Source organism: Streptomyces sp. NBC_01485, from assembly GCF_036227125.1.
Taxonomy (GTDB): domain Bacteria; phylum Actinomycetota; class Actinomycetes; order Streptomycetales; family Streptomycetaceae; genus Streptomyces.
Map to the genome: position 1 here is coordinate 5,633,115 of NZ_CP109435.1, position 26,697 is coordinate 5,659,811.

24 protein-coding genes and 1 pseudogene are annotated in these 26,697 nt (G+C 68.5%); 15 read left to right on the forward strand and 10 right to left on the reverse strand.

Features of this window, described 5'->3' with window-relative positions; genetic code table 11:
• Nucleotides 1–15: 15 nt before the first annotated feature.
• Both OG352_RS25530 and OG352_RS25535 read right to left on the reverse strand, forming a co-directional pair.
• Nucleotides 16–258 (reverse strand): DUF397 domain-containing protein, encoded by a 243-nt coding sequence (locus OG352_RS25530; protein WP_329220050.1) that lies wholly within the window; start codon nucleotides 256–258, stop codon nucleotides 16–18.
• Nucleotides 255–1,121 carry a helix-turn-helix domain-containing protein gene (locus OG352_RS25535; RefSeq protein ID WP_329220051.1) on the reverse strand — a complete coding sequence of 289 codons (867 nt, stop codon included), beginning with the start codon at nucleotides 1,119–1,121 and terminating at the stop codon, nucleotides 255–257. Before OG352_RS25535 ends, OG352_RS25530 begins: the two co-directional genes overlap by 4 nt.
• A 134-nt stretch (nucleotides 1,122–1,255) precedes the next feature.
• On the opposite strand from OG352_RS25535, the gene OG352_RS25540 reads away from it, so the two are divergent.
• From OG352_RS25540 to OG352_RS25550, 3 genes are all read left to right on the forward strand, one after another.
• A complete protein-coding gene (locus OG352_RS25540) occupies nucleotides 1,256–1,690 on the forward strand; it encodes an ATP-binding protein (protein ID WP_329220053.1) in 435 nt (144 codons plus the stop codon).
• 255 nt (nucleotides 1,691–1,945) lie between these two features.
• Nucleotides 1,946–2,977: a hypothetical protein gene (locus OG352_RS25545; protein ID WP_329220055.1), complete on the forward strand. Its 1,032-nt coding sequence runs from the start codon at nucleotides 1,946–1,948 to the stop codon at nucleotides 2,975–2,977.
• A 160-nt stretch (nucleotides 2,978–3,137) separates the two neighbouring features.
• Nucleotides 3,138–5,342: a LamG domain-containing protein gene (locus OG352_RS25550; RefSeq protein ID WP_329220057.1), complete on the forward strand. Its 2,205-nt coding sequence runs from the start codon at nucleotides 3,138–3,140 to the stop codon at nucleotides 5,340–5,342.
• A gap of 103 nt (nucleotides 5,343–5,445) precedes the next feature.
• Here the strand turns inward: OG352_RS25550 and OG352_RS25555 are convergent, their stop codons facing one another.
• Nucleotides 5,446–5,538, reverse strand: a complete 93-nt coding sequence (locus OG352_RS25555) for a DUF397 domain-containing protein (protein ID WP_443072334.1) — start codon at nucleotides 5,536–5,538, stop codon at nucleotides 5,446–5,448.
• Nucleotides 5,539–5,861: 323 nt separating this feature from the next.
• Between OG352_RS25555 and OG352_RS25560 the strand changes: the two genes are divergently transcribed.
• Together OG352_RS25560 and OG352_RS25565 are read left to right on the forward strand one after the other, a co-directional pair.
• On the forward strand, nucleotides 5,862–6,911 hold the full coding sequence (locus tag OG352_RS25560; RefSeq protein ID WP_329220059.1) for a hypothetical protein: 1,050 nt from the start codon (nucleotides 5,862–5,864) through the stop codon (nucleotides 6,909–6,911).
• Between the two features lie 100 nt (nucleotides 6,912–7,011).
• Nucleotides 7,012–9,282, forward strand: coding sequence for a LamG domain-containing protein (locus OG352_RS25565; protein WP_329220061.1), 2,271 nt, complete (start codon nucleotides 7,012–7,014; stop codon nucleotides 9,280–9,282).
• Nucleotides 9,283–9,380: 98 nt separating this feature from the next.
• Here the strand turns inward: OG352_RS25565 and OG352_RS25570 are convergent, their stop codons facing one another.
• Together OG352_RS25570 and OG352_RS25575 are read right to left on the reverse strand one after the other, a co-directional pair.
• Nucleotides 9,381–10,055, reverse strand: coding sequence for a class I SAM-dependent DNA methyltransferase (locus OG352_RS25570; RefSeq protein WP_329220063.1), 675 nt, complete (start codon nucleotides 10,053–10,055; stop codon nucleotides 9,381–9,383).
• Between the two features lie 146 nt (nucleotides 10,056–10,201).
• Complete coding sequence (locus OG352_RS25575) at nucleotides 10,202–10,405, reverse strand: cold-shock protein (RefSeq protein WP_003974443.1); 204 nt, start codon at nucleotides 10,403–10,405, stop codon at nucleotides 10,202–10,204.
• Between the two features lie 288 nt (nucleotides 10,406–10,693).
• On the opposite strand from OG352_RS25575, the gene OG352_RS25580 reads away from it, so the two are divergent.
• The 5 genes from OG352_RS25580 to OG352_RS25600 all read left to right on the forward strand — a co-directional run bounded on the left by OG352_RS25580 (nucleotide 10,694) and on the right by OG352_RS25600 (nucleotide 16,086).
• Nucleotides 10,694–11,557, forward strand: a complete 864-nt coding sequence (locus tag OG352_RS25580; protein WP_329220066.1) for a menaquinone biosynthetic enzyme MqnA/MqnD family protein — start codon at nucleotides 10,694–10,696, stop codon at nucleotides 11,555–11,557.
• Between the two features lie 69 nt (nucleotides 11,558–11,626).
• Nucleotides 11,627–13,381, forward strand: coding sequence for a serine/threonine-protein kinase (locus OG352_RS25585; protein ID WP_329220067.1), 1,755 nt, complete (start codon nucleotides 11,627–11,629; stop codon nucleotides 13,379–13,381).
• A gap of 19 nt (nucleotides 13,382–13,400) precedes the next feature.
• Nucleotides 13,401–14,183: a prepilin peptidase gene (locus OG352_RS25590; RefSeq protein WP_329220068.1), complete on the forward strand. Its 783-nt coding sequence runs from the start codon at nucleotides 13,401–13,403 to the stop codon at nucleotides 14,181–14,183.
• 72 nt (nucleotides 14,184–14,255) lie between these two features.
• Nucleotides 14,256–15,455: a cyclic dehypoxanthinyl futalosine synthase gene (gene mqnC / locus OG352_RS25595; protein WP_329220069.1), complete on the forward strand. Its 1,200-nt coding sequence runs from the start codon at nucleotides 14,256–14,258 to the stop codon at nucleotides 15,453–15,455.
• Between the two features lie 7 nt (nucleotides 15,456–15,462).
• On the forward strand, nucleotides 15,463–16,086 hold the full coding sequence (locus tag OG352_RS25600; protein WP_329220071.1) for a hypothetical protein: 624 nt from the start codon (nucleotides 15,463–15,465) through the stop codon (nucleotides 16,084–16,086).
• 35 nt (nucleotides 16,087–16,121) lie between these two features.
• Here the strand turns inward: OG352_RS25600 and OG352_RS25605 are convergent, their stop codons facing one another.
• On the reverse strand, nucleotides 16,122–17,180 hold the full coding sequence (locus tag OG352_RS25605) for a chitinase (RefSeq protein WP_329220073.1): 1,059 nt from the start codon (nucleotides 17,178–17,180) through the stop codon (nucleotides 16,122–16,124).
• A 396-nt stretch (nucleotides 17,181–17,576) separates the two neighbouring features.
• On the opposite strand from OG352_RS25605, the gene OG352_RS25610 reads away from it, so the two are divergent.
• Genes OG352_RS25610 through OG352_RS25625 form a run of 4 tightly spaced genes read left to right on the forward strand, consistent with a single transcriptional unit; the run spans nucleotide 17,577 to nucleotide 22,290 of the window.
• Nucleotides 17,577–17,903 (forward strand): hypothetical protein, encoded by a 327-nt coding sequence (locus tag OG352_RS25610; RefSeq protein WP_443072335.1) that lies wholly within the window; start codon nucleotides 17,577–17,579, stop codon nucleotides 17,901–17,903.
• Nucleotides 17,904–17,922: 19 nt separating this feature from the next.
• Entirely contained in the window at nucleotides 17,923–20,343 is a 2,421-nt protein-coding gene (locus OG352_RS25615; RefSeq protein WP_329220077.1) for a bifunctional polysaccharide deacetylase/glycosyltransferase family 2 protein, read from the forward strand.
• On the forward strand, nucleotides 20,343–21,551 hold the full coding sequence (locus OG352_RS25620) for an acyltransferase family protein (protein WP_329220078.1): 1,209 nt from the start codon (nucleotides 20,343–20,345) through the stop codon (nucleotides 21,549–21,551). Before OG352_RS25615 ends, OG352_RS25620 begins: the two co-directional genes overlap by 1 nt.
• A gap of 43 nt (nucleotides 21,552–21,594) precedes the next feature.
• Nucleotides 21,595–22,290 carry a demethylmenaquinone methyltransferase gene (locus OG352_RS25625; RefSeq protein WP_329220080.1) on the forward strand — a complete coding sequence of 232 codons (696 nt, stop codon included), beginning with the start codon at nucleotides 21,595–21,597 and terminating at the stop codon, nucleotides 22,288–22,290.
• Between the two features lie 22 nt (nucleotides 22,291–22,312).
• Here OG352_RS25625 and OG352_RS25630 read toward each other — a convergent pair whose 3' ends face one another.
• Both OG352_RS25630 and OG352_RS25635 read right to left on the reverse strand, forming a co-directional pair.
• Nucleotides 22,313–22,633, reverse strand: a complete 321-nt coding sequence (locus OG352_RS25630; protein WP_329220082.1) for a PASTA domain-containing protein — start codon at nucleotides 22,631–22,633, stop codon at nucleotides 22,313–22,315.
• 163 nt (nucleotides 22,634–22,796) lie between these two features.
• The gene (locus OG352_RS25635; RefSeq protein WP_329220083.1) at nucleotides 22,797–23,303 is read right to left on the reverse strand and encodes a GNAT family N-acetyltransferase; all 507 of its coding nucleotides are present in this window, start codon (nucleotides 23,301–23,303) and stop codon (nucleotides 22,797–22,799) included.
• 97 nt (nucleotides 23,304–23,400) lie between these two features.
• On the opposite strand from OG352_RS25635, the gene OG352_RS25640 reads away from it, so the two are divergent.
• Nucleotides 23,401–24,708 (forward strand): geranylgeranyl reductase family protein, encoded by a 1,308-nt coding sequence (locus OG352_RS25640; RefSeq protein ID WP_443072336.1) that lies wholly within the window; start codon nucleotides 23,401–23,403, stop codon nucleotides 24,706–24,708.
• Nucleotides 24,709–24,798: 90 nt separating this feature from the next.
• On the opposite strand, the pseudogene OG352_RS25645 reads toward OG352_RS25640, so the two are convergent.
• Nucleotides 24,799–25,214, reverse strand: a pseudogene (locus OG352_RS25645) (peptide deformylase).
• An 83-nt stretch (nucleotides 25,215–25,297) separates the two neighbouring features.
• Nucleotides 25,298–26,107 carry a C40 family peptidase gene (locus OG352_RS25650; protein ID WP_329220084.1) on the reverse strand — a complete coding sequence of 270 codons (810 nt, stop codon included), beginning with the start codon at nucleotides 26,105–26,107 and terminating at the stop codon, nucleotides 25,298–25,300.
• Nucleotides 26,108–26,697: the final 590 nt, after the last annotated feature.

Consider the following 26,697-nt stretch of genomic DNA (forward strand, 5'->3'; position numbering starts at 1 on the left):
GCCCCGCCCTGACGTTCACATCGCGGCGTACGTGACGAAGACACCCCAGGACACGGCGGAGAGCGCCAACCGCGGACCTCCGGGGTTCTTGGAGTCACGGACGTGGACGGTGTGGGGGCAGGTGGAGACTTCGAGGCACTCGCCACCCTCACCGCTGCTGTACGTCGACTTACGCCAGGTGTAGGCGGCTTCCAGACACTCGCCGCCTTCGCCGTCGCTGTAGCTGGACTTGAACCAGATGAGTTCCTCGTAGCTCATTGCTCCTCCAGCTTCATCTCGATCACCGCCCGGGAATCCTCAGGCGAGAGAGCCACCGCCCGCATGATCCCATAGCGGTCGGCGATCGTTCGCACCTCTTGGAGGTCGGTGATCAATCGCGGGTAGCCCTGGACTTCCGTGTACGCAACCTGCGGGTGCTTCTTGGGAGTTAGGAGGTTGAACGCGCCGCCCATGTTGGGGTGGTTCTCGATCCTGGTCGGCATCACCTGGATTTCCACGTTCCTCAGGTCGCCGATGCGCAGCAACTGCTTCAACTGCTCCTCGCGCACGGCCCGGCCGCCGATGGGCCGGTCGAGTACGACCTCTTCGAGTACGTAACTGACGGTTGGGGAAGGCCAACGATCCAGGACCTGTTGGCGTGCGAGCCGGTCGGCCACCCGCTTCTCGATGGTCTCCTCGTCGAGCAGCGGCCGTCGGCGGGAGAACATGGCCCACGCATAGTCCTTGGTCTGCAACAGGCCCGGCACACCCTGGTTGGCGTAGAAGTGCAGCTCAACGGCCTCCGCCTCCAGCGCCGCGTAACTCCGGTACCACTCGGGGTGCCGCGTCCTCACCCGAGCCATCGCCTTGCGGACCTCGGGGATCGCGTCGGTGAGCAACCCGTCCGCGTCGAGCAGCCCGTCCGCCTGCTCCAGCACCTCGGGCCGGATGATCCGTACGCCCCGCTCCATCGCGGAGACGGCGTCAGGCCCGTACCTGATGAGCACCCCGAACTCCTTCTGGGTGAGCCCCTTCCGCTCCCGCAGCCGCTTCAGCATCTTGCCCAGTGCCGTGAACAGCCCTGTCGTACCGTCGGCTTCCGCCGGCGTCTCCGGCTTCCGCTCGCGTTCTTCCGTCGTCATGTGACTCCACCGCCTTCACGCCCTTGTGGTCACGGTCGACGACCCGTACAGCCGCCCCGCCGCAGCCGTACGGCTACGCAGAGTCGTCAAGTCGTCCCTGGTCAGGGTAGATACAACCGGCCACGCTGAGTCAGGTGAACTCCGAAATCTCCACCCAGATCTCCACCCCCCTCGGTGAACTGACCCTGCGCTTCAGTTCCACCCCGCGCGGTGCCCGGCTGGCCCGCCGCTTCACCGCGCAGCAGCTCACGGACTGGGGATACCCGCACGACGGCGAGGCCAACTACACCGCGCGGCACGTCGTCGCGGAGCTGGCCGCGAACGCCGTCACCCACGGACGCGTGCCCGGCCGGGACTTCGAGCTGCGGCTGCTGCTCCTCCCGGAGGGCACGCTGCGTATCGAGGTGAGTGACACGCGCGGGGACCGGCAACTGCGGATCGTCACGAACCCGGAGGAGGAGGGCGGCCGGGGCCTGGTCCTCGTCTGGGTCCTGTCCCGCACATGGGGCGTCACGGAGCGGCCGGTCGGCAAGACCGTCTGGGCCGAACTACCGCTCGAGCAGGGGTAGTACCCGGTCCGCCGCCGGCTTCGGGGTGTGAAGCGGCAGCCTCCCGTGGCGACGTTCAGGCGTAAAGCCCGCATAAAACCCCGTAGGAATACCCATGGTCCGGGGGTGACCCCCGCGCTGACCCTTAGAGGTGGATAGCAGAGGTGGCGTACATGCCAAGCGGGTGCCATCAAGGCTCCCGTCACCGGTGAGGGCACCCTTCACCCTCGCGTACCCCCGGTACTCTCCCGCGCCCCGACTCAGCCCGGAGGACACATGTTCAAGCGAACCGCAGTGTACGTACGTGGAAAGACGAGAACAAGGAGAGGGAAAACCGCCTTCGGGGCGCTCTTCGCGATTATCTTCGCGACGGTGTTCGCCCAGATCCTGATGATCACGCCGGCGCAGGCCGCCGGGGTCACTGACTGCCCGGGAGGCTCCTATTCAGGTAAGGGCTCATCGAGCTGTTCCAACCTGCGCAACAAGAACACGAAGAACCAGAGGGCTTTTCCCCAGTTCGTGTATCGCGGAGACTCCCGCGAGCCGTACGACATCTTGCGGAACGGCTTCTACTCGCGGGGGCGAAATGACGACCTGGTGCAACATATCCAGGGCGACAAGGCGTACAACAGCAACTATATTTCGACGTCGGGCTCGCTGAGCCTGTCGGAGACGTTCGCGAAGAGCCAGGGAATGCGCAATCTGGATACCGCGATAAGGAAACCGGGCTGCTCGACGGGGAGAATGAAGTGGTACGCGGCCATACCGCTCGTGGGCCCGTACCTGCTGAGTGAATGCGTTGACGACAAGGTGTCGGCGTACACCTTCGTCTATGTGATCGACACTCATTTCGCGAAGAACGCGGACTACGTGCCCGATCAGATCCGAGGGAACAAGGCTCTCTACAACCAGTACAAGAGCCAGGACGAGTGGGCTTACGTCCGCCGAATTTCCCCCGATGCGATCGTGGGCGTCCGCATGTACAAGATGACGGCCAGGGTCACACGTCAAGGCACGCTGGACCTGCGAACCCTCACGTTCAAGTACGACAAGTTCTACGCGAGCAAGATGCACCTGGACGTGGTGACGATGTCGAATTATCACCCCTACGATCCGGTGAACGATGCGGTTGCCCAATGGAACTACTATTCGGACCTGCACACTCCGAATGTTCCCACGAGGGAGTTCAGCCCGACTTGTCCGTCGCTGTTGGCGTGCAGGGGAATCGTAGATGCGAGCGAAATAACGGTAACGAATACGGTGTCGTCATCGACGCGTCGCAAGTTGTTTATCGGGGCACCAGCCTGAGATTGATCGCGAAAGCGTCACCCCGCACCGGCGGAACCCACCAGAGAAGTAACCGGAAAAGCGAGACGAATCTCCCCGTCATGAAAGGCAGCACATGTTGAGAACCAACGATCCAGGGGCGGAGGTCCCGGCGGACGCCCCGCGCCGGCGACGACGGCCGATGCGCAAGGGTCTTGTCACCGCTCTCTCCCTCGCACTGGTCGTCGGCGGCGGGCTGCTGACGACCGCCTCCACCGCGCAGGCCGACATCACCACCGGTCTGGTGCTGGACTACAACCTGGACGAGACCTCCGGCACGGTCGTCCACGACTCCTCGGGCAACGGCCGCGACGGTACGGTCCTCGGCACCACGAGCTGGGGCGGTACCGAGGGTCTGACCTTCAACGGCACGAACACCTACGTCAAGGTGCCGGACAACATCATGGCCGGCCTGTCGTCGATCACCGTCTCGTACGACGTGTGGATCGACCCGGCCCTGTCCGGCAACTACTTCACCTACGGGTTCGGCAACAGCAGTTCGGGCTACGGCAACGGTTACCTGTTCAACACGGGGAACGCGCTGCACGCCTCGATCACGGCGAGTGACTACCTGCACGAGCAGAAGACCGGCCAGGCCACAGCCCTGGCCCGTGGCGCGTGGAAGCAGGTGACCTACACCCAGACGGGCACCACCGGCATCATGTACCTGGACGGTGTGGAGGTGGCGCGCAACACCGCGGTGACGGTCACCCCCGGCTCGATCGGCGGCGGGGTGACGACCGCCGACTACATCGGCCGCTCGCTCTTCTCGGCGGACAGCTACTTCAAGGGCAAGATGCGGGACTTCCGCGTCTACAACCGGGCCCTGTCATCGGGCGAGGTGGTGAACCGGGACAACGACGCGAACCTGCAGTGGCAGGAACTGCAGGCCATGGCCGAGTACAACGGTGCGCTCACGGTGTTCGAGGACCCCAAGATCGGGCCGGTCATCATCTTCCCGTCGGACTACACGGGGAACGTCAACGACGTAGAGCCGCCGCCGGACTGGAAGGACTCCGCCGGGCACACCCCGACGATGTGGCCCTCGCCGACCACCGCGAAGAGCCAGTTGTTCACGTCCGATCAGATCGCGGACGTGCAGACCGTGCTCTATGACGCGATACAGCCCGACGGTGACATGACGTACACCCTGGGCGTCCACTACGACGGGATGAGCGACCGGATCGTGGTGCAGACCAACGCTCCGTCATCGGTCACCGACCCGCTGGTCAGCGCGTACCCGGGCCAGCTCACGCTCGACACGTCCACGGTGCTTCCCGCGTCGGCCCCCGCGTGCACTCCGGCGCAGGCCGGCGTCACCAAGGGTCTGGTGGTGGACTACAAGCTGGACGAAACAGTCGGCACCAACGTCCACGACTCCTCGGGCAACGGCAACGACGGCCAGGTCGTCGGCACCGCCGACCTGGGCGGTGACAACGGGCTGGGCTTCAACGGCACCGACACCGCCGTCAGGCTCCCGAACAACGTCATGACGGGGATGAACTCGATCACGGTCGACTTCGACGTGCAGATCGACTCGACCCAGGGCGCGCCGTACATGTTCTACGGGCTGGGCAACACCAGCGGCAGCATGGGCAACGGCTATCTGTTCACCACCGGCACCGCCTTCCGGACGTCCCTGTCGATGACCGACTACACGGCCAAGCAGGACGTCAAGCCGACGGACACGACGTACGGCCTGGCGCGCGGTGTGTGGAAGCACGTGACGTACACGCAGACCGGTACCACCGGGATCCTGTACGAGAACGGCGTGGAGAAGGCCCGCAACACGAACGTCACCATCACCCCGGGTGCGATCGGCGGCGGGACGACGACCGCGAACTTCATCGGCAAGTCCCTGTACTCCAACGACCAGTACTTCAAGGGCCGGATGCGGGACTTCCGCGTCTACGACCGCGCCCTGTCCCCGGTCGAGGTCGCGGACCGTGCCGACAACCCCGACACGAAGTGGGAGCAGATACAGGCCCTGGCCGACCACAACTGCGCGCTCGCCTACTTCGAGGACCCGGTCATCGGCCCGGTGATCATCTTCCCGAAGGACTACGAGGGAGACATCAACGACCTGCAGACGCCGCTCGACTGGACCGACCACGACGGGGTGGCACCGACCACCTGGCCCACCGTCACCACGGCGAAGAGCCAGATGTTCACCGCCGCCGACATCAAGGAGGCCATCGCGGCGGCCTACGCGAAGATCGCGCCCGACCTCTCCGACACGTACAACGTGACGGTCGGCTACGACGGGATGAGCGACCGGGTACTGGTGACCACCGACGCCCCGGCCTCGGTCACGGACTCACTGGTGACCGACTTCCCCGCCAGCTAGATCACCATCAAGCAGCCCTGACCTGACAGACGATCAGGACCGGCTGAGCTCAGATCAGATCAGGGCGGGGCCCGGGTTTCCTACCCGGGCCCCGCCCCGACGTTCACTTCGCCGCGTACGGGACGAAGACACCCCAGGACGCGGCGGAGAGGGTCAACCGCGGACCTCCGGGGTTCTTGGAGTCACGGACGTGCACGGCGCAGAAGTTTCAGCATCTTGCCGAGCGCGGTGAACAGCCGCGTCGTCCCGTCGAGTTCGGCTGCCGCTCCTCCCGGAGGAGGAGGGCGGCCGGGGCCTGGCCATCGTCTGGTGGCGACGCCCAGGCGTAAGGCTCCCGTAAATACCCGTAGGAATACCCATGGTCCGGGGGAGACCCCCGCCCTGACCCTTAGAGGTGGATAGCAGAGGTGGCGTACATGCCAAGCGGGTGCCATCAAGGCTCCCGTCACCGGTGAGGGCACCCTTCACCCTCGCGTACCCCGGTACTCTCCCGCGCCCCGACTCAGCTCCGGAGGACTCATGTTCAAGCGAACCGCAGTGTACGTACGTGGAAAGACGAGAACCAGGAAGGTGAAATCCGCCTTCGGGGCGTTCCTCTCGATCGTCATCGCGACGGTGCTCGTCCAGCTCCTGGCGGTCACGCCGGCGCAGGCCGCCGGAAGCACCGACTGCCCGGGGGGCACCTATTCGGGAAAGGGGGCGACGAACTGTTCCAACCTGCGCAACAAGAACCTGAACAACCAGCGGGCGTTCCCCTCGCTCCTGTATCGCGGAGACTCCCGCGAGCCGAACGAGATCTTCCGGACCGGCCTCTTCGCGCGAGGAACCAATAACAACCTGGTGTCACATATCCAGGGCGACAAGACGAACAACAGCAACTACATTTCGACGTCGGGAACGCTGAGCCTGTCGGAGACGTTCGCGCGAAGCCAGGGAATGCGCAATCTGGATTCCGCGATAAAGACCCCGGGCTGCTCGTCAGGGAAAATGGCGGTCTGGGGGATCATCCCGTTCCTGGGCAGCTACATGCTGAAGGACTGCGCCTATGACGTGGTGCACGCGTACAGCTACGTCTATTTGATCGACCCCAAAATGGCGAAGAACGCGGTGTACGTTCCCGATCAGATTCGCGGGAACAAGGCTCTCTACAACCAGTACCACAGCCAGGATGAGTGGGCTTTCGTCCGTAAAATTCCGAGAGAGGCGATCACCGGCGTCCGCATGTACAAGATGTCGGTCAAGGTCGACCGCGCCGGCAGAATGATGCTGCAAACCCTCACGTTCAAGTACGACAAGTTCTGGGTGAACGGGTACCACACGACCGCCGCTACGACGATGGCGAACTATCACCCCTACGACCCGGTGAACGATCCGCTGGCCCAGTGGAACTACTACTCGGACCTGCACACTCCGAATATTTTGTCGTACGACCGGGTCTGCACGGGACTGCAGAACTGCAGGAACAACAACGGAGGGGCGTCTAGTTCATCGGCACCGCCACCGCCGACGGCACGCGTATCGGGACCGAATCTGTCGCTCGGTGTCGGTATCGGCTCGGGCCTGAATTGATCGCGGCAGTGTCACCCCGCACCGGCGGAACCCGCCGGAGAAGTGACCAGAGAAGTAACCGGAAAAGCGAGATGGATCTCCCCGTCATGAAAGGAAGCACATGTTGAGAACCAACGATCCAGGGGCGGAGGTCTCGGCGGACGCCCCGCGCCGACGGCGACGGCCGGTACGCACCAGTCTGGTCACTGCTCTCTCCCTCGCGCTGGTCGTCGGCGGCGGGCTGCTGACGACCGCTTCCACCGCGCAGGCCGACATCACCACCGGTCTGGTGCTGGACTACAACCTGGACGAGACCTCCGGCACGGTCGCCCACGACTCCTCGGGCAACGGCCGCGACGGTACGGTCCTCGGCACCACGAGCTGGGGCGGCACCGAGGGTCTGACCTTCAACGGCACGAACACCTACGTCAAGGTGCCGGACAACATCATGGCCGGCCTGTCGTCGATCACCGTCTCGTACGACGTGTGGATCGACCCGGCCCTGTCCGGCAACTACTTCACCTACGGGTTCGGCAACAGCAGTTCGGGCTACGGCAACGGTTACCTGTTCAACACGGGGAACGCGCTGCACACCTCGATCACGGCGAGTGACTACCTGCACGAGCAGAAGACCGGCCAGGCCACAGCCCTGGCGCGTGGCGCGTGGAAGCAGGTGACCTACACCCAGACGGGCACCACCGGCATCATGTACCTGGACGGTGTGGAGGTGGCGCGCAACACCGCGGTGACGGTCACCCCCGGCTCGATCGGCGGCGGGGTGACGACCGCCGACTACATCGGCCGCTCGCTCTTCTCGGCGGACAGCTACTTCAAGGGCAAGATGCGGGACTTCCGCGTCTACAACCGGGCCCTGTCAGCGGGCGAGGTGGTGAACCGGGACAACGACGCGGACGTGCAGTGGCAGGAGCTGCAGGCCATGGGCGAACACAACGGTGCGCTCACGGCGTTCGAGGACCCCAAGATCGGGCCGGTCATCATCTTCCCGTCGGACTACACGGGAGACATCAACAACGTCGAGCAGCCGCCGGACTGGACCGACTCCAACGGGCACACCCCGACGATGTGGCCCTCGCCGACCACCGCGAAGAGCCAGCTGTTCACGTCCGATCAGATCGAGGACGTGCAGACCGCGGCCTACGACGCGATACGGCCCGACGGCGACACGACGTACACCCTGTCCGTCCACTACGACGGGATGAGCGACCGGGTGGTGGTGCAGACCAACGCTCCGTCATCGGTCACCGACCCCCTGCTCAGCGCGTACCCCGGCCAGATCACGCTCGACACGTCCACGACTCTTGCCGCGCCGGCACCCGAGTGCGCTCCGGCGCAGGCCGGTGCCACCAAGGGCCTGGTGGTGGACTACAAGCTGGACGAGACAGCCGAAGGCGTCATCCACGACTCCTCGGGCCTGGGCAACGACGGCACGCTCCTCGGCACCGGGGACCTGGGCGGTGACAACGGGCTGGGCTTCAACGGCACCGACACCGCCGTCAAGCTGCCGGACAACGTCATGACGGGGATGAACTCGATCACGGTCGACTTCGACGTGCAGATCGACTCGACCCAGGGCGCGCCGTACATGTTCTACGGGCTGGGCAACACCAGCGGCAGCAACGGCAACGGCTATCTGTTCACCACGGGTACCGCTTTCCGTACGTCGCTGTCGATGACCGACTACACGGCCAAGCAGGACGTCAAGCCGACGGACACGACGTACGGCCTGGCGCGCGGTGTGTGGAAGCACGTGACGTACACGCAGACCGGTACCACCGGGATCCTGTACGAGAACGGCGTGGAGAAGGCCCGCAACACGAACGTCACCATCACCCCGGGTGCGATCGGCGGCGGGACGACGACCGCGAACTTCATCGGCAAGTCCCTGTACTCCAACGACCAGTACTTCAAGGGCCGGATGCGCGACTTCCGCGTCTACGACCGCGCCCTGAGCCCGGTCGAGGTCGCGGACCGCGCCGACAACCCCGACGCGAAGTGGGAGCAGATCCAGGCCCTGGCCAACTACAACTGCGCGCTGGCCTACTTCGAGGACCCGGTCATCGGCCCGGTGATCATCTTCCCGAAGGGCTACGCGGGAGACATCAACGACCTCCAGACGCCGACCGACTGGACCGACCACGACGGTGTCGCCCCGACCACCTGGCCCACCGTCACCACGGCGAAGAGCCAGATGTTCACCGCAGCCCAGATCCAGGAGACCGTCGCGGCGGCCTACGCGAAGATCGACCCCGACCTCTTGGACACGTACCACGTGACGGTCGGCTACGACGGGATGAGCGACCGGGTACTGGTGAGCACCGACGCCCCGTCCTCGGTCACGAATCCGTTGCTGAGCGAGTACCCCGCCAACTAGATCACCATCAAACAGCCCTGACCTGAGAGACGATCAGGACCGGCTGAGCTCAGATCAGGGCGGGGCCCGGGTTACCTACCCGGGCCCCGCCCGCCGCTTTATGCCCTCCGGGCGATCAGGAAGGCCTGCGGGGTGGACTCCCCCAAGTCGGTCTCCGCCTCGCGCACCGTGCGGGACCGTACGGTGAGGCCGGCCGACGTCAGCAGCTCGGCCATCCGCTCGGGGCGGCGTCGTTCGAAGTCGAGGGTGACCGGGTGGCCCCAGGGGTGGTCGTGGGTTCGGGGCTCGTCGCCGACCTGGAAGGCGAGGAGGAGGTGGCCGCCGGGGGTGAGGACGCGGTGGAACTCGGCGAAGAGGGCCGGAAGCTCGTCCACAGGGGTGTGGATGGAGGAGTAGAAGGAGACGACGCCGTCGAGGGAGCCGTCCGCGTGCCCGTCCAGCTTCAGCATCGACCCCTGCTCGAAGCGGATCCCCGGGTTCTCGCGCCGCGCGATCGCGAGCATCGACTCCGAGAGGTCGAGTCCGGACACGTCGAGCCCGAGCGAGGCGAGGCGTCCCGTGGTCCGGCCGGGGCCGCACCCCAGGTCGGCCACCCGGCCACCGGCCCCGACGAACTCCGCGTACGCCGTGAGCACGGCCCGCTCCAACGGCCTGGCGGCGAGCTCGTCACGGAAGCGATCGGCGTAGTCCTCGGCGACGGCGTCGTAGAAGGTACGGGTGGCGGTGACGAAACCGGGAGTGGGGGCTGTGGTGGTGTCGGTGGTGTCGGTCATGGGCGGGGACGCTAGCCGCCCCCACTGACAGCCGGGGCCGTTCCAAGCCACGACCGGCACGCCCGGCAAAGGCAGGAGCCCCGTGCCGTACGGCACAGGGCTCCTTGGGTACTGCTCTCAGACTTGCGATCCCACGGGTGTGAGGATCAGACGGGGGTGACGTTCTCCGCCTGCGGACCCTTCGGGCCCTGCGTCACGTCGAAGGAGACCTGCTGGTTCTCCTCGAGTGAACGGAAACCCTGCGCGTTGATCGCCGAGTAGTGGACGAAGACGTCGGGGCCGCCGCCTTCTTGGGCGATGAAGCCAAAGCCCTTTTCGGCGTTGAACCACTTCACGGTTCCGGTAGCCATAAGCCCTCCTTGGGCCCAAAGGGTTGCCCTGCTCCAGAACCCTGCAAGCGTGAAAGCAAGTGCCGCACAACTGCATACGTCTGAAAACGACGAGAGCCCGCGGTTACATGCTCCGCAGGCTCTGTACTGCAAGGGAAACCAAACTGCAACTTGCGGCGAGCCTAGCATGCAGGCAGCCGGAAGCAATAGAGGTCAAGATCACGTCACCCGGATGTTTGAAGATCGCGAAAAGCGGTTGACTCGGGGGTCGGACTCCGCAGCGTACCGGAAGGGGTCTAGCCTCGCGATGTGGACAATTCCCGCACCCGGCCGCGCGTCGGCCACATCCAGTTCCTCAACTGCCTGCCCCTCTACTGGGGGCTCGCGAGAACCGGCACCCTCCTCGACTTCGAGCTCACGAAGGACACCCCGGAGAAGCTCAGCGAGCGTCTGGTGCGGGGCGACCTCGATATCGGACCCGTCACCCTCGTCGAGTTCCTCAGGAACGCCGACGACCTGGTCGCCTTCCCCGATATCGCCGTCGGCTGCGACGGTCCCGTCATGTCCTGCGTGATCGTCTCGCAGGTCCCGCTGGAGGAGCTGGACGGCGCCCGGGTCGCCCTCGGCTCGACCTCCCGCACCTCCGTACGCCTCGCCCAGCTCCTGCTGGCGGACCGTTTCGGCGTCCGGCCCGACTACTACACGTGCCCGCCCGACCTCAGCCTGATGATGCAGGAGGCCGAGGCCGCCGTACTCATCGGCGACGCGGCCCTGCGCGCCAACCTGCTGGACGGACCCCGGTTCGGCCTGGAGGTGCACGACCTCGGCGCGCTCTGGAAGGAGTGGACCGGCCTGCCCTTCGTCTTCGCGGTGTGGGCGGCCCGCCGGGAGTACCTGGAGCGCGAGCCGGTCATCACCCGCCAGGTCCACCGGGCCTTCCTCGACTCCCGCAACCTCTCCCTGGACGAGGTCGGCAAGGTCGCCGAGCAGGCGGCCCGCTGGGAGGAGTTCGACGAGGAGGTCCTGGAGCGGTACTTCACCACCCTCGACTTCCGCTTCGGCGCCCCCCAACTGGCGGCCGTCACCGAGTTCGCCCGCCGCGTCGGCCCGACGACGGGCTTCCCGGCGGACGTGAAGGTGGAACTGCTCCAGCCCGCTTCCCCGTCTGCGTAACCTGCTGGTGAGTCCTACGGAGGTCTTCATCCGGGGGCCGGGGTCTTTACGGGGGAGGGGTGGACGTCCATGCAGCCGCTCGGTGCCGACGAACCCACGAGCGTGGGTCCCTACCGGCTGCTCGGCCGGCTCGGGTCCGGCGGGATGGGCCGGGTCTACCTGGGCCGCAGCGCCGGCGGCCGCACGGTCGCCGTGAAGATCGTGCACCCGCACCTCGCCCTCGACGAGGAGTTCCGCGCCCGTTTCCGGCGCGAGGTCGAGGCCGCGCGGCGGGTCGGCGGGGCGTGGACCGCGCCGGTCCTGGACGCCGACCCGGAGGCGCCGGTCCCGTGGGTCGCCACCGGCTACGCGGCCGGCCCCTCGCTCGCCGCGGCGGTCACCTCCGGCGACGGACCGCTGCCCGAGACTTCCGTACGCGTCCTGGGCGCGGGCCTGGCGGAGGCGCTCACGACCGTGCACGAACTGGGTCTGGTGCACCGGGACGTCAAGCCGTCCAACGTCCTGCTGACCGTCGACGGCCCGCTGCTCATCGACTTCGGCATCGCCCGCGCGATCGACGGCACGGCCTCGCTCACCTCGACCGGCGTCTCGGTCGGCTCGCCCGGCTACATGGCCCCCGAGCAGATCCTCGGCCAGGGCGCGTCCGGCGCGGCCGACGTCTTCTCCCTCGGCGCGGTGCTGGCGTTCGCGGCGACCGGGCAACCCCCGTTCCCCGGCGACTCCTCGGCCGCCCTCCTCTACAAGGTCGTCCACGAGGAGCCGCGACTGGGCGAGCCGGACGGCGAACTGCGCGGCGAACTCCGGTCGGTGGTCGAGTCCTGCCTGTCCAAGGACCCGGCGGTACGGCCGTCCCCCGCCGAGGTGGCCCGCCGGCTCGCTCCCGAGGGCGCGGCCCGACTGGTGGCGGGCGGGTGGCTGCCGGGGGCGCTGGTGGAACAGATGGGCCGCAGCGCCGTACAACTGCTGAACCTGGAGGGGGCGGGGGCCGCAGCGGGGGCTGTCCTGTCCGGGCCGGTGGGCTTCAGCAGCCCGGCGCTGACGGCGGGGGAACCCGCGCTGACGGTGGGGGAGTTCGGGCCGCCGCCGGTGATGGACGCACCCGTGCCCGTCCCCGCGGCGCGGGACGCCGAACCGGCCGCCGCCGGGGCCGGACGTCCCGGCAAGGTCTCCGTCTCCGTGGCGGCCACCGCGGCGCCCGGTGAGGGCGGGCGCGGGCGGCGGCTGAGCTGCACCGTCGCGCTGGCGGTCGCGGGGGCGATGGCGGCGGTGACGGTCGGCTCGGTGTTCCTGTTCCGCCTGCTGCCGAACGGCGACGGCGACGGCGACAGTGACGCCGGCTCCGACGCCGGCAGCGGCGCTTACTCGTCGGCGCCGACGCCCGGTTCGAGTTCCGGTTCGAGTTCCGGTTCGAGTTCCGGTTCGAGCTCCGGTCCCGCCGCCGGCGAGACCCCCACAGCGCCCACCGCCCTCCCCGCCCGCTACGTCGGCACCTGGGAAGGCCAGGGCACCGGCCTCGACGGCGCTCTCCCGATGGGCACGTTCCGGGTGACGGTCCAACAGGCGGACCTGGGCGAGAAGTTGGGGGAGCTGCGGCAGACGGATGTGCTCGGCGGCGTCTGCGTCGACGTCCTGACACTGAAGCAGGTGACGGCGAAGGCGGTCGTGGCCACCTCCGCGGGCGCGAAGACCAACCACTCGGGCTGCAACCCCAAGCCCCACACGATCCGCCTCACCCCGACCGGCGACGACCTGACGTACGCCTCGGACAGCGCGGCGGAGGGCAACCCGGTGGCGCGGATGTCGAAGGTCGGGCAGTCGAGTTGAGCAGGGGTGACGGACGGGGATGAACATGCCGCCCGGTGACGACTTGACGCTGATCGCCGTGGCCGCGCTGTGGGGCGCGGTGACGGGAACGCTCCTCCCGCGCGCCGCCTACCGCTTCTCCGTGCCGTGGGAGGAGGCGGAGGACGGATCGGCGGAGGACCCCGGCTGGCGGACGACCTGCCCGGACGGCCACCCGATCCGGGGCTGGCTCGGCCGGGCGAGGTGCGGGAGCTGCGCCGACACCGGTACCCCCTGCCCCTACGCCCCCGGCGCTCTCCTCCTCCCCACCCTCACCGTGCTGCTCTGCGCCGCGCTCGCCGTCGCCACCGGCACCCGCCCCGAACTGCTCGTGTGGCTGCTGCTGGCACCGGTCGGGGTGCTGCTGGCCGTCGTCGACCTGCGGGTGCGCCGGCTGCCCGATCCGCTCACCCTTCCGCTCGCCGTCGCCGCCCTCGCCCTGCTGGCCCCGGCCGCGCTGCTGCCCGAGCACGCCGGCCACTGGACCACCGCCCTGCTGGGCGCCCTCGCCCTCGGCGCCGGCTATCTGGTGCTGCACCTCGTCAACCCCGGCGGCATGGCGTTCGGCGACGTGAAACTGGCGCTCGGGACGGGCGCCGTCCTCGGCTGGTACGGCTGGGCGACGGTCATGCTGGGCACCTTCGCCGCCTTCCTGTTCGGCGCGCTGTACGGCGGGGCCCTGGTCGTCGTGGGGCGTGCGGGACGCAAGACGGCGATCGCCTTCGGCCCGTTCATGCTGGCGGGGACGTTCACCGGGCTGCTGATCGGCGCGTACGCGGCCTGAGGTCCGGGTGCCGGAGGGGCTGGCGTAGGCTGGCTCGGTCTGTCCACAACCCTTGACGAAAGGGACGCTCCGGTGCCCGAGAAGGCCGACCTCCAGTCCGTGCTCGACCGTGCCGCGGACGGCGGGCGGATCACCCCGGAAGAGGCCCTCGCCCTCTACCGCGACGCCCCGCTGCACGCGCTCGGCGCCGCCGCCGACGCCGTACGCCGCCGTATGTACGCGGGAACCGAGCACATCGCGACGTACATCATCGAGCGGAACATCAACTACACGAACGTGTGCGTCACGGCGTGCAAGTTCTGCGCCTTCTACGCGGCTCCGAAGGACACGGCCAAGGGCTGGACCCGCGACCTGGACGACATCCTGCGCCGCTGCGCCGAGACCGTCGAACTCGGCGGCACGCAGATCATGTTCCAGGGCGGGCACCACCCGGACTTCGGCGTCGAGTACTACGAGAAGCACTTCGCCGCGATCAAGGCCGCCTACCCGCAGCTGGTCATCCACTCCCTCGGCGCGTCCGAGGTCGAGCACATGGCCCGGATCTCCAAGGTGAGCGTCGAGGAGGCCATCACGCGGATCCACGCGGCCGGCCTCGACTCCTTCGCGGGCGCGGGCGCCGAACTGCTCCCCGCCCGGCCCCGCAAGGCCATCGCGCCGCTCAAGGAGTCCGGCGAACGCTGGCTGGAGATCATGGAGGCCGCGCACGGGCTGGGCGTCGAGTCGACGTCGACCATGCTGATGGGCACCGGCGAGACCAACGCCGAGCGCATCGAGCACCTGCGGATGATCCGTGACGTACAGGACCGGACGGGCGGCTTCCGCGCCTTCATCCCGTACACCTACCAGCCCGAGAACAACCACCTGAAGGGCCGCACGCACGCGACGCTCTTCGAGTACCTGCGGATGATCGCCATCGCCCGCCTGTTCATGGACAACGTCCGGCACATCCAGGGCTCTTGGCTGACGACCGGCAAGGAGGTCGGCCAACTCTCCCTGCACTACGGCGCGGACGACCTCGGCTCGATCATGCTGGAGGAGAACGTCGTCTCCTCGGCTGGCGCCAAGCACCGCTCCAACCGCCTCGAGATCATCGACCTGATCCGCAAGGCGGACCGCGTCCCGGCCCAGCGCGCGACGACGTACGGGCACCTTGTCGTGCACGACGACCCGGCGAACGACCCCGTCGACGAGCGGGTCATGTCCCACATCTCGTCCACCGCGATCGAGGGCGGCACGGCCCACCCCGAGTTGAAGCTCCTCGCTTCCAACTAGCCTTCCTATGCTGACGATTCACGCCGACTCCAAGGGCCGGGCGCTCGCCGTCGAGGGCGCCCGGATCGCCGAGGCCGGCCCGCTGGAGGGGCTCGTCGCCGCTTTTCCGCGGGCCCGGGTGCGCCAGTGGCCCGGCATTCTCACGCCCGGTCTCGTCAACCCGCACGGCACGGAGCTGCTGGAGCAGGCGTACCACCCGGACCCGCGCGAGGCCGACGAACTCGGCACCGAGCCCCTGACCGGCGCCGCGCTCGCGGCACTGGCCATGGCGCAGCCCCTGGACGACGCCCGCTGGGGCGCGAGCGCCCGGCGCGGGGTGCAGCGCATGCTGGCCCACGGCACGGTCGCGGCGGCCTGCGAGGCCGGCGAACTCCGCAGCCGCACGGTGCGGGACGCCGTACGCCGCTCCGGCCTGACGATCGTGAGCCGGCTCGGACACCCCGGCGGGGCGCCCTCGCTCGACCCGTACGCCGCCGGGTTGCCGGTGGAGTTCGCGCCCCCACGGGAGCGCCACTCCGCCGCCCGGTTCGCCGTGTTCGACGTACGGGACGAGGCCGAGCTCGCGGAGCGCGGCGCGGGCACGTGCGTGGCCACGGTGATCGAGGGCCGCCTCCTCTACCGACGCCGGTAGGGCAACCCCTCAGGGGCGCGACAGCCCCCCGCGCGCTACTCCGAAAACGCTTGCGCAAACGCCCCCGAACTCTGCTCGACCCCACTGCAATTGGTCAGAGCGTCATTCTTTGCCGCGTCCGCGTCCGAACACTGCTGGTCCCGGAACGTCGACCACATGGAAACCCAGGAAATACCCTTCCGCACGGCGAACGCCCGCACTTCCGCCGCGTCCGCCAGCGTGAACGTCTCGTTGGCGACGTCGTTCGTACCGATCATCGACGTGAGCGCCATCCCCCTCCACGCGACGGAGTCGTCCGTCCCGAACACCTTCTTCAACTGCGCCTGCGCGGCCGTCGCCGAGGTGATCGCGTACCCGCCCATGTCGCCGGCGTACGACTCGCCGTAGTTCATCGTCATGAGGTTGACGGTCGCGACCTGGACGTCGTACTTGTTCGCGGACGCCAGCAGCGCCAGGCCGTCGGCGTCCAGCCCGGTCGGCATCACCGGGAGAGTGAAGGAAACCTCCAGGTCAGGGCGTTCCTTCTGGAGTGCCGCGATCGCCTGGGAGCGCAGGGCGACCGAGTCGGAGTCGGTGAGTTCGTCGCCCTCGATGTCGAAGTCGGCCTGCGTGGAGCCGGCCGCGTCGAGCGCGTCGCCGTACGCCTCGGCGAGTTCCGACGCGCTGTCGCAGGTGGCCGCCAGCTCCTTGCCGGAGGCCCCGCCGAAGGAGACGCGCACCGTGGCGCCCGACTCCGTCAGCGCCGAGACGCGGGACTTCACCGCCGAGTCGCCGATGGCGTTCGTACCGTTCCACTTCGGCGTACAGCTACTGCCGCCGGCGATGACGAACGCCAGGTTGTACGTCGTCGGCGAGCCGGCAGCGTCGTTGTCGGAGGCCTCCGCCGCGCTCACGTAGGGCGCGTAGGAGGTGCCGGTACTTGATGATGTGGCGCTCGGTGACGCCGATGACGTCGATGACGGTGAGGGACTGCCGGCCTGTCCGGTGGCCCTGGGCGCCGCGTCCGACGTGCTGTCGGAACCGGCGGAGCATCCCGCCACGGCCAGGGCGAACAGGCAGGTGACCCCGGCCGTCGGCATCAGGAAACTCCTCATTGCGTATGCACCCGCTCTCGTGATTTCTGTCTCAGAAGGGAAACAAGGGGCGTTCCCGAATTGGAAATGTCTCACATGTGGGCGGATCGCGCGGGAACAGTGGACACACAGTCAGTTCATGGAAGTAAGCGCGCAAAGGTGATGACCACCCGCCCAAAAGGGATAATCAACCCTCCCATGGCGGCATGAGGTCGCGCAGGAGTTTCATCGATCTCTCAGGGAACGGACAGGTTCACGCGTTTCTCATGGGCCTCTCACATGCGGCTCAGAGTTCACGCCACATAAAGGCTCTCTAATATCCGGGGAATGCAATCCGAGCCCGCCATCGAAAGCCGTGCCGCCGTTCGCGGCAGCCGTCGCGGCCGCAAACGTGACGACGCCTCCGCAGAGGGGCCCGTGTTCGTTGACAACTCCGGACGCAGGTCGAAACTGCTGCGCCGGATCGGCATCCTCCTGGGAGCCGGCTGCGTCGTGTACGCCGTCGTCCTCGGCGCCGCCTTCATGGGCTGGGGGACGTCCCTGACACCGTCCTCGCTGCTGCCGTTCGGCGGCGGAGGGCCGCGCGGCGGCCAGAACTCCGGCCCCGGCGGCGGCGATGCCCAGCCGCAGGGCGGCATCGGCACCCCGCCGTCGAGGCCCACCGGCACCCCGCCCACGGGCGTCGCCACGGGCGAGCCGCCCAGCTCCGCCCCGACCGCGACCGCGTCCGCGGCCGCCAACTGACCGGAGCGCAGCCACTCCCATGACGACCACTTCCTCCTCCCGCGGCCGCCGCCGCGCCCCGTCCCGCATGGAGCGGGCGGCGGGCAAGGCCGCGGCGCTGCAGAAACCGCGCGTCATCCTCGCCCTGCTGCTCCTGCTCGCGCTGACCAGCGTGATGCTCCTGGACGGCTATCTGCGCGCCGAGGTCGGCGGCGACCAGCGCGTGCGCACCGGGGCCGGTGCGGGCAAGGTGCCCGAGGCGGTCCTCGACGGCGGCCCCATCCTGACCTTCCGGGGCGGCCGGGCCGCCACCGTCTCGGTGCCGGACAAGACGATCGCGCTGACCTTCGACGACGGCCCGAACCCGACCTGGACGCCCCAGGTGCTGGAGATCCTCCAGGAGTACGACGTGCCCGGCACGTTCTTCCTGGTCGGCTCGATGGTCTCGCGCTACCCGGGCATCGTGAAGGACATGGTCGAGCAGGGCAACGAGGTGGGCATCCACACCTTCACCCACGTCGACCTCTCCTACCAGTCCACCGCCCGCGTCGACCGCGAGATGGAGCAGACCCAGCTCGCGCTGGCGGGCGCGGCCGGCATCACGACGACGCTCTTCCGCGCCCCGTACTCCTCCGAGACGGACGCCATCGACAACTACAGCTGGCCCATCTACGAGAAGCTCGGCGAGGACGGCTACACCAGCGTCTTCGTCGACACCGACAGCGACGACTGGAAGAAGCCGGGCGTCTCGAAGATCATCAAGTGGGCCACGCCGGAGGACGGCAAGGGCGCGTCGGTGCTCTTCCACGACGCGGGCGGCGAGCGCTCACAGACGATCAAGGCGCTGCCGACGTACATCAAGCAGATGAAGGCCGCGGGCTACACCTTCACCACCATCAGCGGCGCGATGCAGGAGCAGAACGGGGCAGGGCAGCAGCAGGCCGCGGGGGGCGCAGGAACTGCGGGGGACGCAGGGGCCACGGGGGCTGCTGGGGCTGCGGGGGCCGGTGGGGCGACCGGTGAGCAGCCCGGCGCCGTTCCGAACGGCGAGGGCAACGTCGCCGGCAACGGCTACGGTGCCGCCCCCGGCAACGGCAACGGCAACGGCACCGGCAATGGCACGGGCAACGGCACCGGTACGGCCGTCGACCCCCTCCAGGCCGCCCACCGCGAGGCCACCGGCATGACCCTCTACGAGGGCAAGGCCCTCATCGCGGCGGTCACCCTCGCCGAATGGACCGTCCCGACGCTCTCGGTGGGACTGATGGTCGTCGGCGTGGCCGTCCTGGGCCGCTTCGGGATGATGCTGATCCTGGCCCGCCGCCACTACAGACTGCGCAACAGGCGCCGCTTCACCTGGGGGCCGACCATCACCCGGCCGGTCAGCGTGATCGTCCCGGCGTACAACGAGAAGGAGTGCATCGCCAACACCCTCACGTCGCTGGCCAAGAGCACCCACCCGATCGAGGTCATCGTCGTCGACGACGGTTCGACCGACCACACGTCCGAGATCGCGCGCGAGGCGGCGATGTCCCTCGGCATGACGAACGTCCGTGTCATCCGCCAGGAGAACGCGGGCAAGCCGGCCGCCCTCAACAACGGTGTCCGCAGCGCCGGTTACGACATCGTCGTGATGATGGACGGCGACACGGTGTTCGAGCCGGAGGCCGTGCACCAGCTCGTGCAGCCCTTCGCCGACCCGAAGGTCGGCGCCGTCGCCGGCAACGCCAAGGTCGGCAACCGCGACACGATCATCGGCGCCTGGCAGCACATCGAGTACGTGATGGGCTTCAACCTCGACCGCCGCATGTACGACCTGCTGCGCTGCATGCCCACCATCCCCGGCGCGATCGGCGCGTTCCGCCGCGACGCGGTGCTGGAGGTCGGCGGCATGAGCGAGGACACCCTCGCCGAGGACACCGACATCACCATCGCCATGCACCGCGCGGGCTGGCAGGTCGTCTACCAGGAGCACGCCAAGGCCTGGACGGAGGCGCCGGGCTCCCTCAAGCAACTGTGGTCCCAGCGCTACCGCTGGTCCTACGGCACCATGCAGGCCCTGTGGAAGCACCGCAAGTCCCTGACGGACAAGGGGCCTTCGGGCCGCTTCGGCCGGGTCGGCATGCCGCTCGTGGTCCTCTTCCAGATCGTCACGCCGGTCTTCGCCCCGCTCATCGACGTCTTCACCGTCTACTCGATGATCTTCGTCGACTTCCAGGCGGCGCTGCTGGCCTGGCTGGCGGTCCTCGGCGTCCAACTGGGCTGCGCGGCCTACGCGTTCCGCCTGGACCGCGAGAAGTACCGCTACCTCCTCATGATGCCGCTCCAGCAACTGGCCTACCGCCAGATGATGTACCTCGTCCTCATCCACTCCTGCGTCACCGCCCTCACCGGCGGCCGCCTGCGCTGGCAGAAACTGAAGCGCACGGGCGAGGTCGGCACCCCGGCCGGGGTGAGCTGATGGGCGCGCACAGCAAGGGCGCCGTACGGCAGGACGTCCCGGCTGGTCCCGTCGGTCCCTCTGGTCCGGCTGGCACCTCTGGCCCTTCTGGTTCCTCTGGCCCCTCTGGTCCCGTCGGTCCCGGGCCATCGGGGGCCGGCGGAAAGCGGGCCGCGAAGCCCGAGCCCACGACCGTCCCCCAGCGGGACCGCTACTTCGACACCCTCCGCGCCCTCGCCCTGACCAGGGTCGTCGCCTACCACACCTTCGGCTGGGCCTGGGCGGGCATGGTCTTCCCGTCCATGGGGATCATGTTCGGCCTGGCCGGCACCCTGATGGCGAAGTCCCTGGAGCGGCCCGCGCCCAAGGTCGTCAGGAGCCGACTGCGCCGCCTCCTGCCCCCTTTCTGGTTCTGGGGCGTCTTCGTCGTCCTGGCGATGCTGGTCCACGGCTGGATGCCGAACTGGGAGATCGTCTACTGGATCGTCCCGCTGGGCGACCCGCCGGGCAACGCCTGGGGCGAGCAGGCCTGGGAGATCCTCTGGTACCTGCGGACGTACCTCTGGTTCGTCCTGCTGTCCCCGCTCCTGCTGCGCGTGTTCCGCCTGGCCCCGCTCCCGGTGCTCGCGCTCTCCCTCGCGCCGATCCTGGTCCTGAGCTTCGTCTGGACGGGCCCGGACAACCGCGTCGGCACCGCCCTGTGGGACCTGTCGACGTACCTCTTCTGCTGGATGCTCGGCTTCGCGCACCGCGACGGCGTCCTGCAGCGCGTGAAGCCGGCCCTGGTGGTCGTGGCGTCGCTGGCGGCGATCGGCTTCGGCGGCTGGTACGCCTTCACGCACCAGGCCGACGCCGGCACCTACGACCTGGACGAGATCCCGCTCGCGCAGGCCTTCTGGTCGGCCGGCTTCGTCACGCTGCTGATGTGGGCGAAGGCCCGCTTCGGCATCGACTTCGCCTGGCTGACCCGGTTCCGGCGGACCAACCGGATCGTCACCGTCTTCAACGCGCGCGCCGTCACGATCTACCTCTGGCACCAGATCGCCCTGATCCTCGCCGTGCCGCTGATCGACCGGCTCTGGAACGTGCCCGCGTTCGAGACCTACCTGCCGCTGGACAGCCAGTGGTTCATGTTCGGCGTGGGCTGGCTGCTGATCGGCGTCTTCGTGCTGCTGTGCGGGTGGGTCGAGGACGTCGCGGCGAAGAAGAAGCCGAGGCTGCTGCCGTGAGGTTGCCCGAGGTTCCCCGAGGGCGTGCTGCAAGAATGGTGAGGTGACCCGCGCTTCCCTGAACAAGCAGCCCCACGAAGTCGCCTCGATGTTCGACCGCGTGGCGGAACGGTACGACCTGACCAACGACGTGCTGTCGCTGGGCCAGGACCGGAGGTGGCGCAAGGAGGTCGCGAAGGCGGTCGACGCCCGACCCGCCCAGAAGGTCCTGGACCTCGCCGCGGGCACCGCCACCTCCTCCCTCCCCTTCGCGCAGACCGGCGCCTACGTCGTCCCCTGCGACTTCTCCCTCGGCATGCTCCAGGTCGGCAAGCGCAACCACGGCCGGCTGCCCTTCACGGCCGGCGACGCGACGAGGCTGCCCTTCAAGGACGACACCTTCGACGCCGTCACCATCTCCTTCGGGCTGCGCAACGTGCAGGACTTCGACGCCGCCCTGCGCGAGATGCACCGGGTGACCCGGCCCGGCGGACGCGTCGTGATCTGCGAGTTCTCGCATCCGACCTGGGCGCCCTTCCGGACCGTCTACACCGAGTACCTGATGCGCGCCCTGCCCCCGGTCGCCCGCGCGGTCTCCTCGAACCCCGACGCCTACGTCTATCTCGCCGAGTCCATCCGTGCCTGGCCCGACCAGCCCGCCCTGGCCGAGCACCTGCGCAAGGCCGGCTGGTCGAAGGTCGCCTGGCGCAACCTGACGGGCGGCGTGGTGACCCTGCACCGGGGCTTCAAGGAGAGCTGACGCCAGGACTCACCCGCTGAACTCACCCGCTGATCGCCTCGAAGGGATGATCCCGCGCGGGCGTGTCCAGCTCGCGCTGCAGCCCGCCCCCGCCCGGTCTCGGCACACGCGGCTCGTGCACGCCCGCGCCTCCGCCGCCCTCCCCCTCGCCGAAGTCGAACCACACGGTGACGACCGCACCGCGCGGCACCTCCACACCGGGCGGCGGGTACTGCCGTACGACGTGGTCGACGACCGCGCGGTGGAAGTCGGGCCGGTCCGGTGCGGCCAGCAGCACGCCGTGCGCCATGGCCGCCTCACGCGCGTCCACGGCCATCAGACCGACCAGCCTCGGCACACGCACTTCGGGTGTCTTGGGCGATATGAACACAGATGTCACCCCCAGCGGTACTGGAAGGGTAACCGCCCGGGGGTGTCGTCCGAAAGCGCTGAGTGCCCATCTGTAGCCGACGGCTACGGACAGTCACGAGACGGCGGGACGGCTTACCTGGTGAACCGGCGACGGCTCACCAGGTGAGGCGGTAGCAGCGCCCCTCCCGCTTCGACTCCGGCGTCGTGAAGACCTCCCCGAGCCGCATGCCCAGCCGCCGCGTGACGGCGATGGACCGCTCGTTGCGCGCGTCGACCATGGCCACCACCCCCGGCACCCCGGCCGCCCGCACCCGCTCCAGCGTCATCTGCGCGGCCGCCGTCACATACCCCTGCCCCCAGTGCTCCCGCCCGAGCCGCCACCCGATCTCGATCTCCCCCTTGGGGCCCCACTCCCGAGGCCACGGCTGGGCGCCCGTGAACCCGATGACCCGGTCGTCCCGGTCCAGCATCGTCCACAGGCAGAAACCGCGTTCGGCGTCGTGCCGGCGCTGGCGGGCGGTCAGCTCCTCGTAGGCGGACAGTTCCGCGGACCTGCCGCCGTGGAACTCCATCACGTCCGGGTGGTCGAACACCCGGTGCCAGGCGACCGCGTCCTCGTCCGTGGGAACACGCAGCCGTACAACGGGGAGAGCTCTGTTCACTGGGCAGCCCTTCAGCGGGGTGATCAATTCTGCTGAATAGACTGCCCATGTCCAGTGCCGGTCGGCACGCAGATTCCGAACTTGGGGAGATCCCGCCGTGACCGTCGTGAACGAGCCCGACGCCGAGCCCCTCTCCGCGAACACCGCCGATGTGATCGTCGTCGGCGCGGGGCCCGCCGGCTCCACGACCGCCTACTACCTCGCCAAGGCCGGACTCGACGTACTCCTCCTGGAGAAGACCGAGTTCCCGCGCGAGAAGGTCTGCGGCGACGGCCTCACCCCGCGCGCCACCAAGCAGCTCGTGGCCATGGGCATCGACATCTCCGAGGAGGCCGGCTGGCTGCGCAACAAGGGCCTCAGGATCATCGGCGGCGGGGTGCGGTTGCAGCTCGACTGGCCGGATCTCGCCTCCTTCCCGGACTACGGACTCGTCCGCAAGCGCGACGACTTCGACGAGCAGCTCGCCCGCCAGGCCCAGAAGGCGGGCGCCCGCCTGTACGAGCGCTGCAACGTCGGCGCCCCGATCGTCGACGACCGCACCGGCCGCATCACCGGTGTGCACGCCAAACTGGGCGAGGAGAAGCGCGAAGTCACCTTCCGCGCCCCGCTGGTGGTGGCCGCCGACGGCAACTCCACCCGCCTCTCGCTCGCGATGGGCCTGCACCGCCGCGAGGACCGCCCGATGGGCGTCGCGGTCCGCACCTACTTCACCTCCCCGCGCCACGAGGACGACTACCTGGAGTCCTGGCTGGAGCTGTGGGACCGCCGGGGCCCGGGCGAGGACCGGCTGCTGCCGGGCTACGGCTGGATCTTCGGCATGGGCGACGGGACGTCGAACGTCGGCCTGGGCGTCCTGAACACCTCCGACTCCTTCAAGGAACTCGACTGGCGCGGGGTCCTCAAGGCCTGGTGCGCGTCCATGCCGGAGGACTGGGGTTACACCCCCGAAAACATGACCGGCCCGATCCGCGGCGCCGCCCTCCCCATGGCCTTCAACCGCAAGCCCCACTACACCAAGGGGCTGCTGCTGGTCGGCGACGCCGGCGGCCTGGTGAACCCCTTCAACGGCGAGGGCATCGCCTACGCCATGGAGTCCGGCCAGATCGCCGCCGACGTCATCGTCCAGGCCCACGCCCGCGCCACCCCCGGCCAGCGCGAACTCGCCCTGCAGCGCTACCCGCAGATCCTCGCGGACACCTACGGCGGCTACTACACGCTGGGCCGTGCCTTCGTGAAGCTCATCGGCAACCCGAAGGTCATGAAGATCGCGGCCCAGCGCGGCCTGACCCACCCCCTGCTGATGAAGTTCACCCTGAAGATGCTCGCCAACCTGACGGACCCCACGGGCGGCGACGCGATGGACCGCATCATCAACGGCCTGAGCAAGGTGGCCCCGAAGGCCTGACGGCTCTGACGGGCCTGACGGCTCTCATGGGCCGGACCCGTCCGATCAGGACTTGCCTGATCAGGACTTGCCTGATCAGGCGGTGAGGGCTCACTGTTTGGCGGCCCGGCGCGCGAAGACCTCTTCCCGCCGGTCCGCCACCTGCCGCAGCGCCTGCTTCCGGCCCTTCTTCGAAAGCCGGTCCAGACAGACCTGACCGTCGAGATGGTCGCTCTCGTGCTCCAGGCACCGCGCGAAGTACCCGTGCCCCTCGACGACCAGCGGATGGCCCTCCCGGTCGCACCCCGCACCGCGGCCCGGTCCGGTCAGGCCGCCGTACGTCCATGACGCCTGTCGTCGATGAGCGCGGCCAGATCGGGCCCGGACTCGGTCACGTCCCGGCAGGACTTGTGCAGCACCTCTTCACCGCCCTCGGTGACCCTACGCGTGGCGAGCGTCTGTGTGGCTTCTGTGCGGCCCGTGAGTGGCCTGTGAGTGGCCCAACGGCGGCCTGCGCGCCCTGGCACGCCAGGGGAGCCCGAAGGGCCGCTGCCCCCGAGTGGCTGCGGCCCTTCCGTGCGTGAGGCGCCCTCAGGGGCACCTGGAGGTGTCAGAGCACCCGCACCGCGCCGGTCGGCGGGTCGTACGACAGCGGCTTCTCGGCCACACCGGTGGACGGGTTCTGCGCGCCGACGAACATGCCGTCGCCGACGTACACCGCCACGTGGTACGCGCTGCCCGCGCTGCCCCAGTACAGGATGTCGCCCGGCTGCAGGTTGTCCAGCGACACCTGGGTGCCGGCGGTCGACTGGTCCTGGGAGACGCGCGGCAGGCTGATGCCGACCTGCTTGAAGGCGGTCTGCATGAGACCCGAGCAGTCCCAGGAGTTGGGGCCGGTGCCGCCGGAGACGTAGGCGTCGCCGATCTGCGCCTTCACGAAGGCGATGACGGCGGCGGCCGAACCGGTCGCCGTGGACGTGCTGGTGCTGGTGTAACTGCTGGAACTGTCGCTCGACGTCGAGGTGAGCGTGGTCCGCTCGGCGTTGCGCGTGGCACGCTCGGCGGCGGCCTTGCGGGCGGCCTCGGCCTTCTTCGTGGCCTCCGCCTTCGCGTCGGCGAGGTCCTTCTTGGCCTCCTTGGCGGCGGCCGCGGCGGCCGCGTCACGCTCGGCCTGCAGCTGGTAGTTCGCCGCGGCCTGCTGTGTGGCCTGAGCGGACTGCGCGACCTGGGCGGCCAGGTCGCCCGTGAGCACGGGCAGTTCGAGCGTCTGCGTCACCGGCTCGGCGGCGTTCGCCGAACCGGCCGCAGCGGCGACGGCCAGCGTGCCGAGTACACCACTGGCGACTCCGGTCCGCATCGCGATCGTCGACGCGCTGCGGCGGGGTTTCCGGTGGCTGCGTATGTGAGCGGTGTGGGACATGGGACCAAGCGATATCAGGGGCTCCTCCATACCTTCAAGAAACGTGTGCTGCGCCACAGTTGTTCAATCGCTGTCCCAATTCCCCCGCCTCGGGTTCTTTATTGACGCCGTAACGGACAATACGGGCACAGGTGATCAAGCCTGTGATCACGGTCTTTCATTGTTAAGTCCGAATTGCCCTCGGCCTAACACCGGTTGGGACCGTTGGCCAAGCCCCCTTGTTGTGCGCCTCTTGTGGATGTGGTGCAGGTCACGGAACGGTTACCGCGGCCGCCGCGCCTCGCGCAGGCGGTGGGACCGCTTCCGCTCGTGAACGCGTGAACGCGTGCACGCGTCCACACCTCGCCCCGCCCTCCCTCTGATGTGTGAATGCGGTCCTCTATCAGGGCGCCGCGCCCATCGCCAATTTGCATGCAAGGGAAGATTCTTGATATTGAGATGCCCCTCGCGGCCTGCGGTGACGGGCGTAAATGTCACTTCTTGTGACCACTCTGACGCTTCGCGTATGTAGATCACCGCTGATATGACTTCATGATCCTTCGTCAGGTGGTGGAGATCACAAAGCTTGTGTAATACCCCGTGTCGCAGAT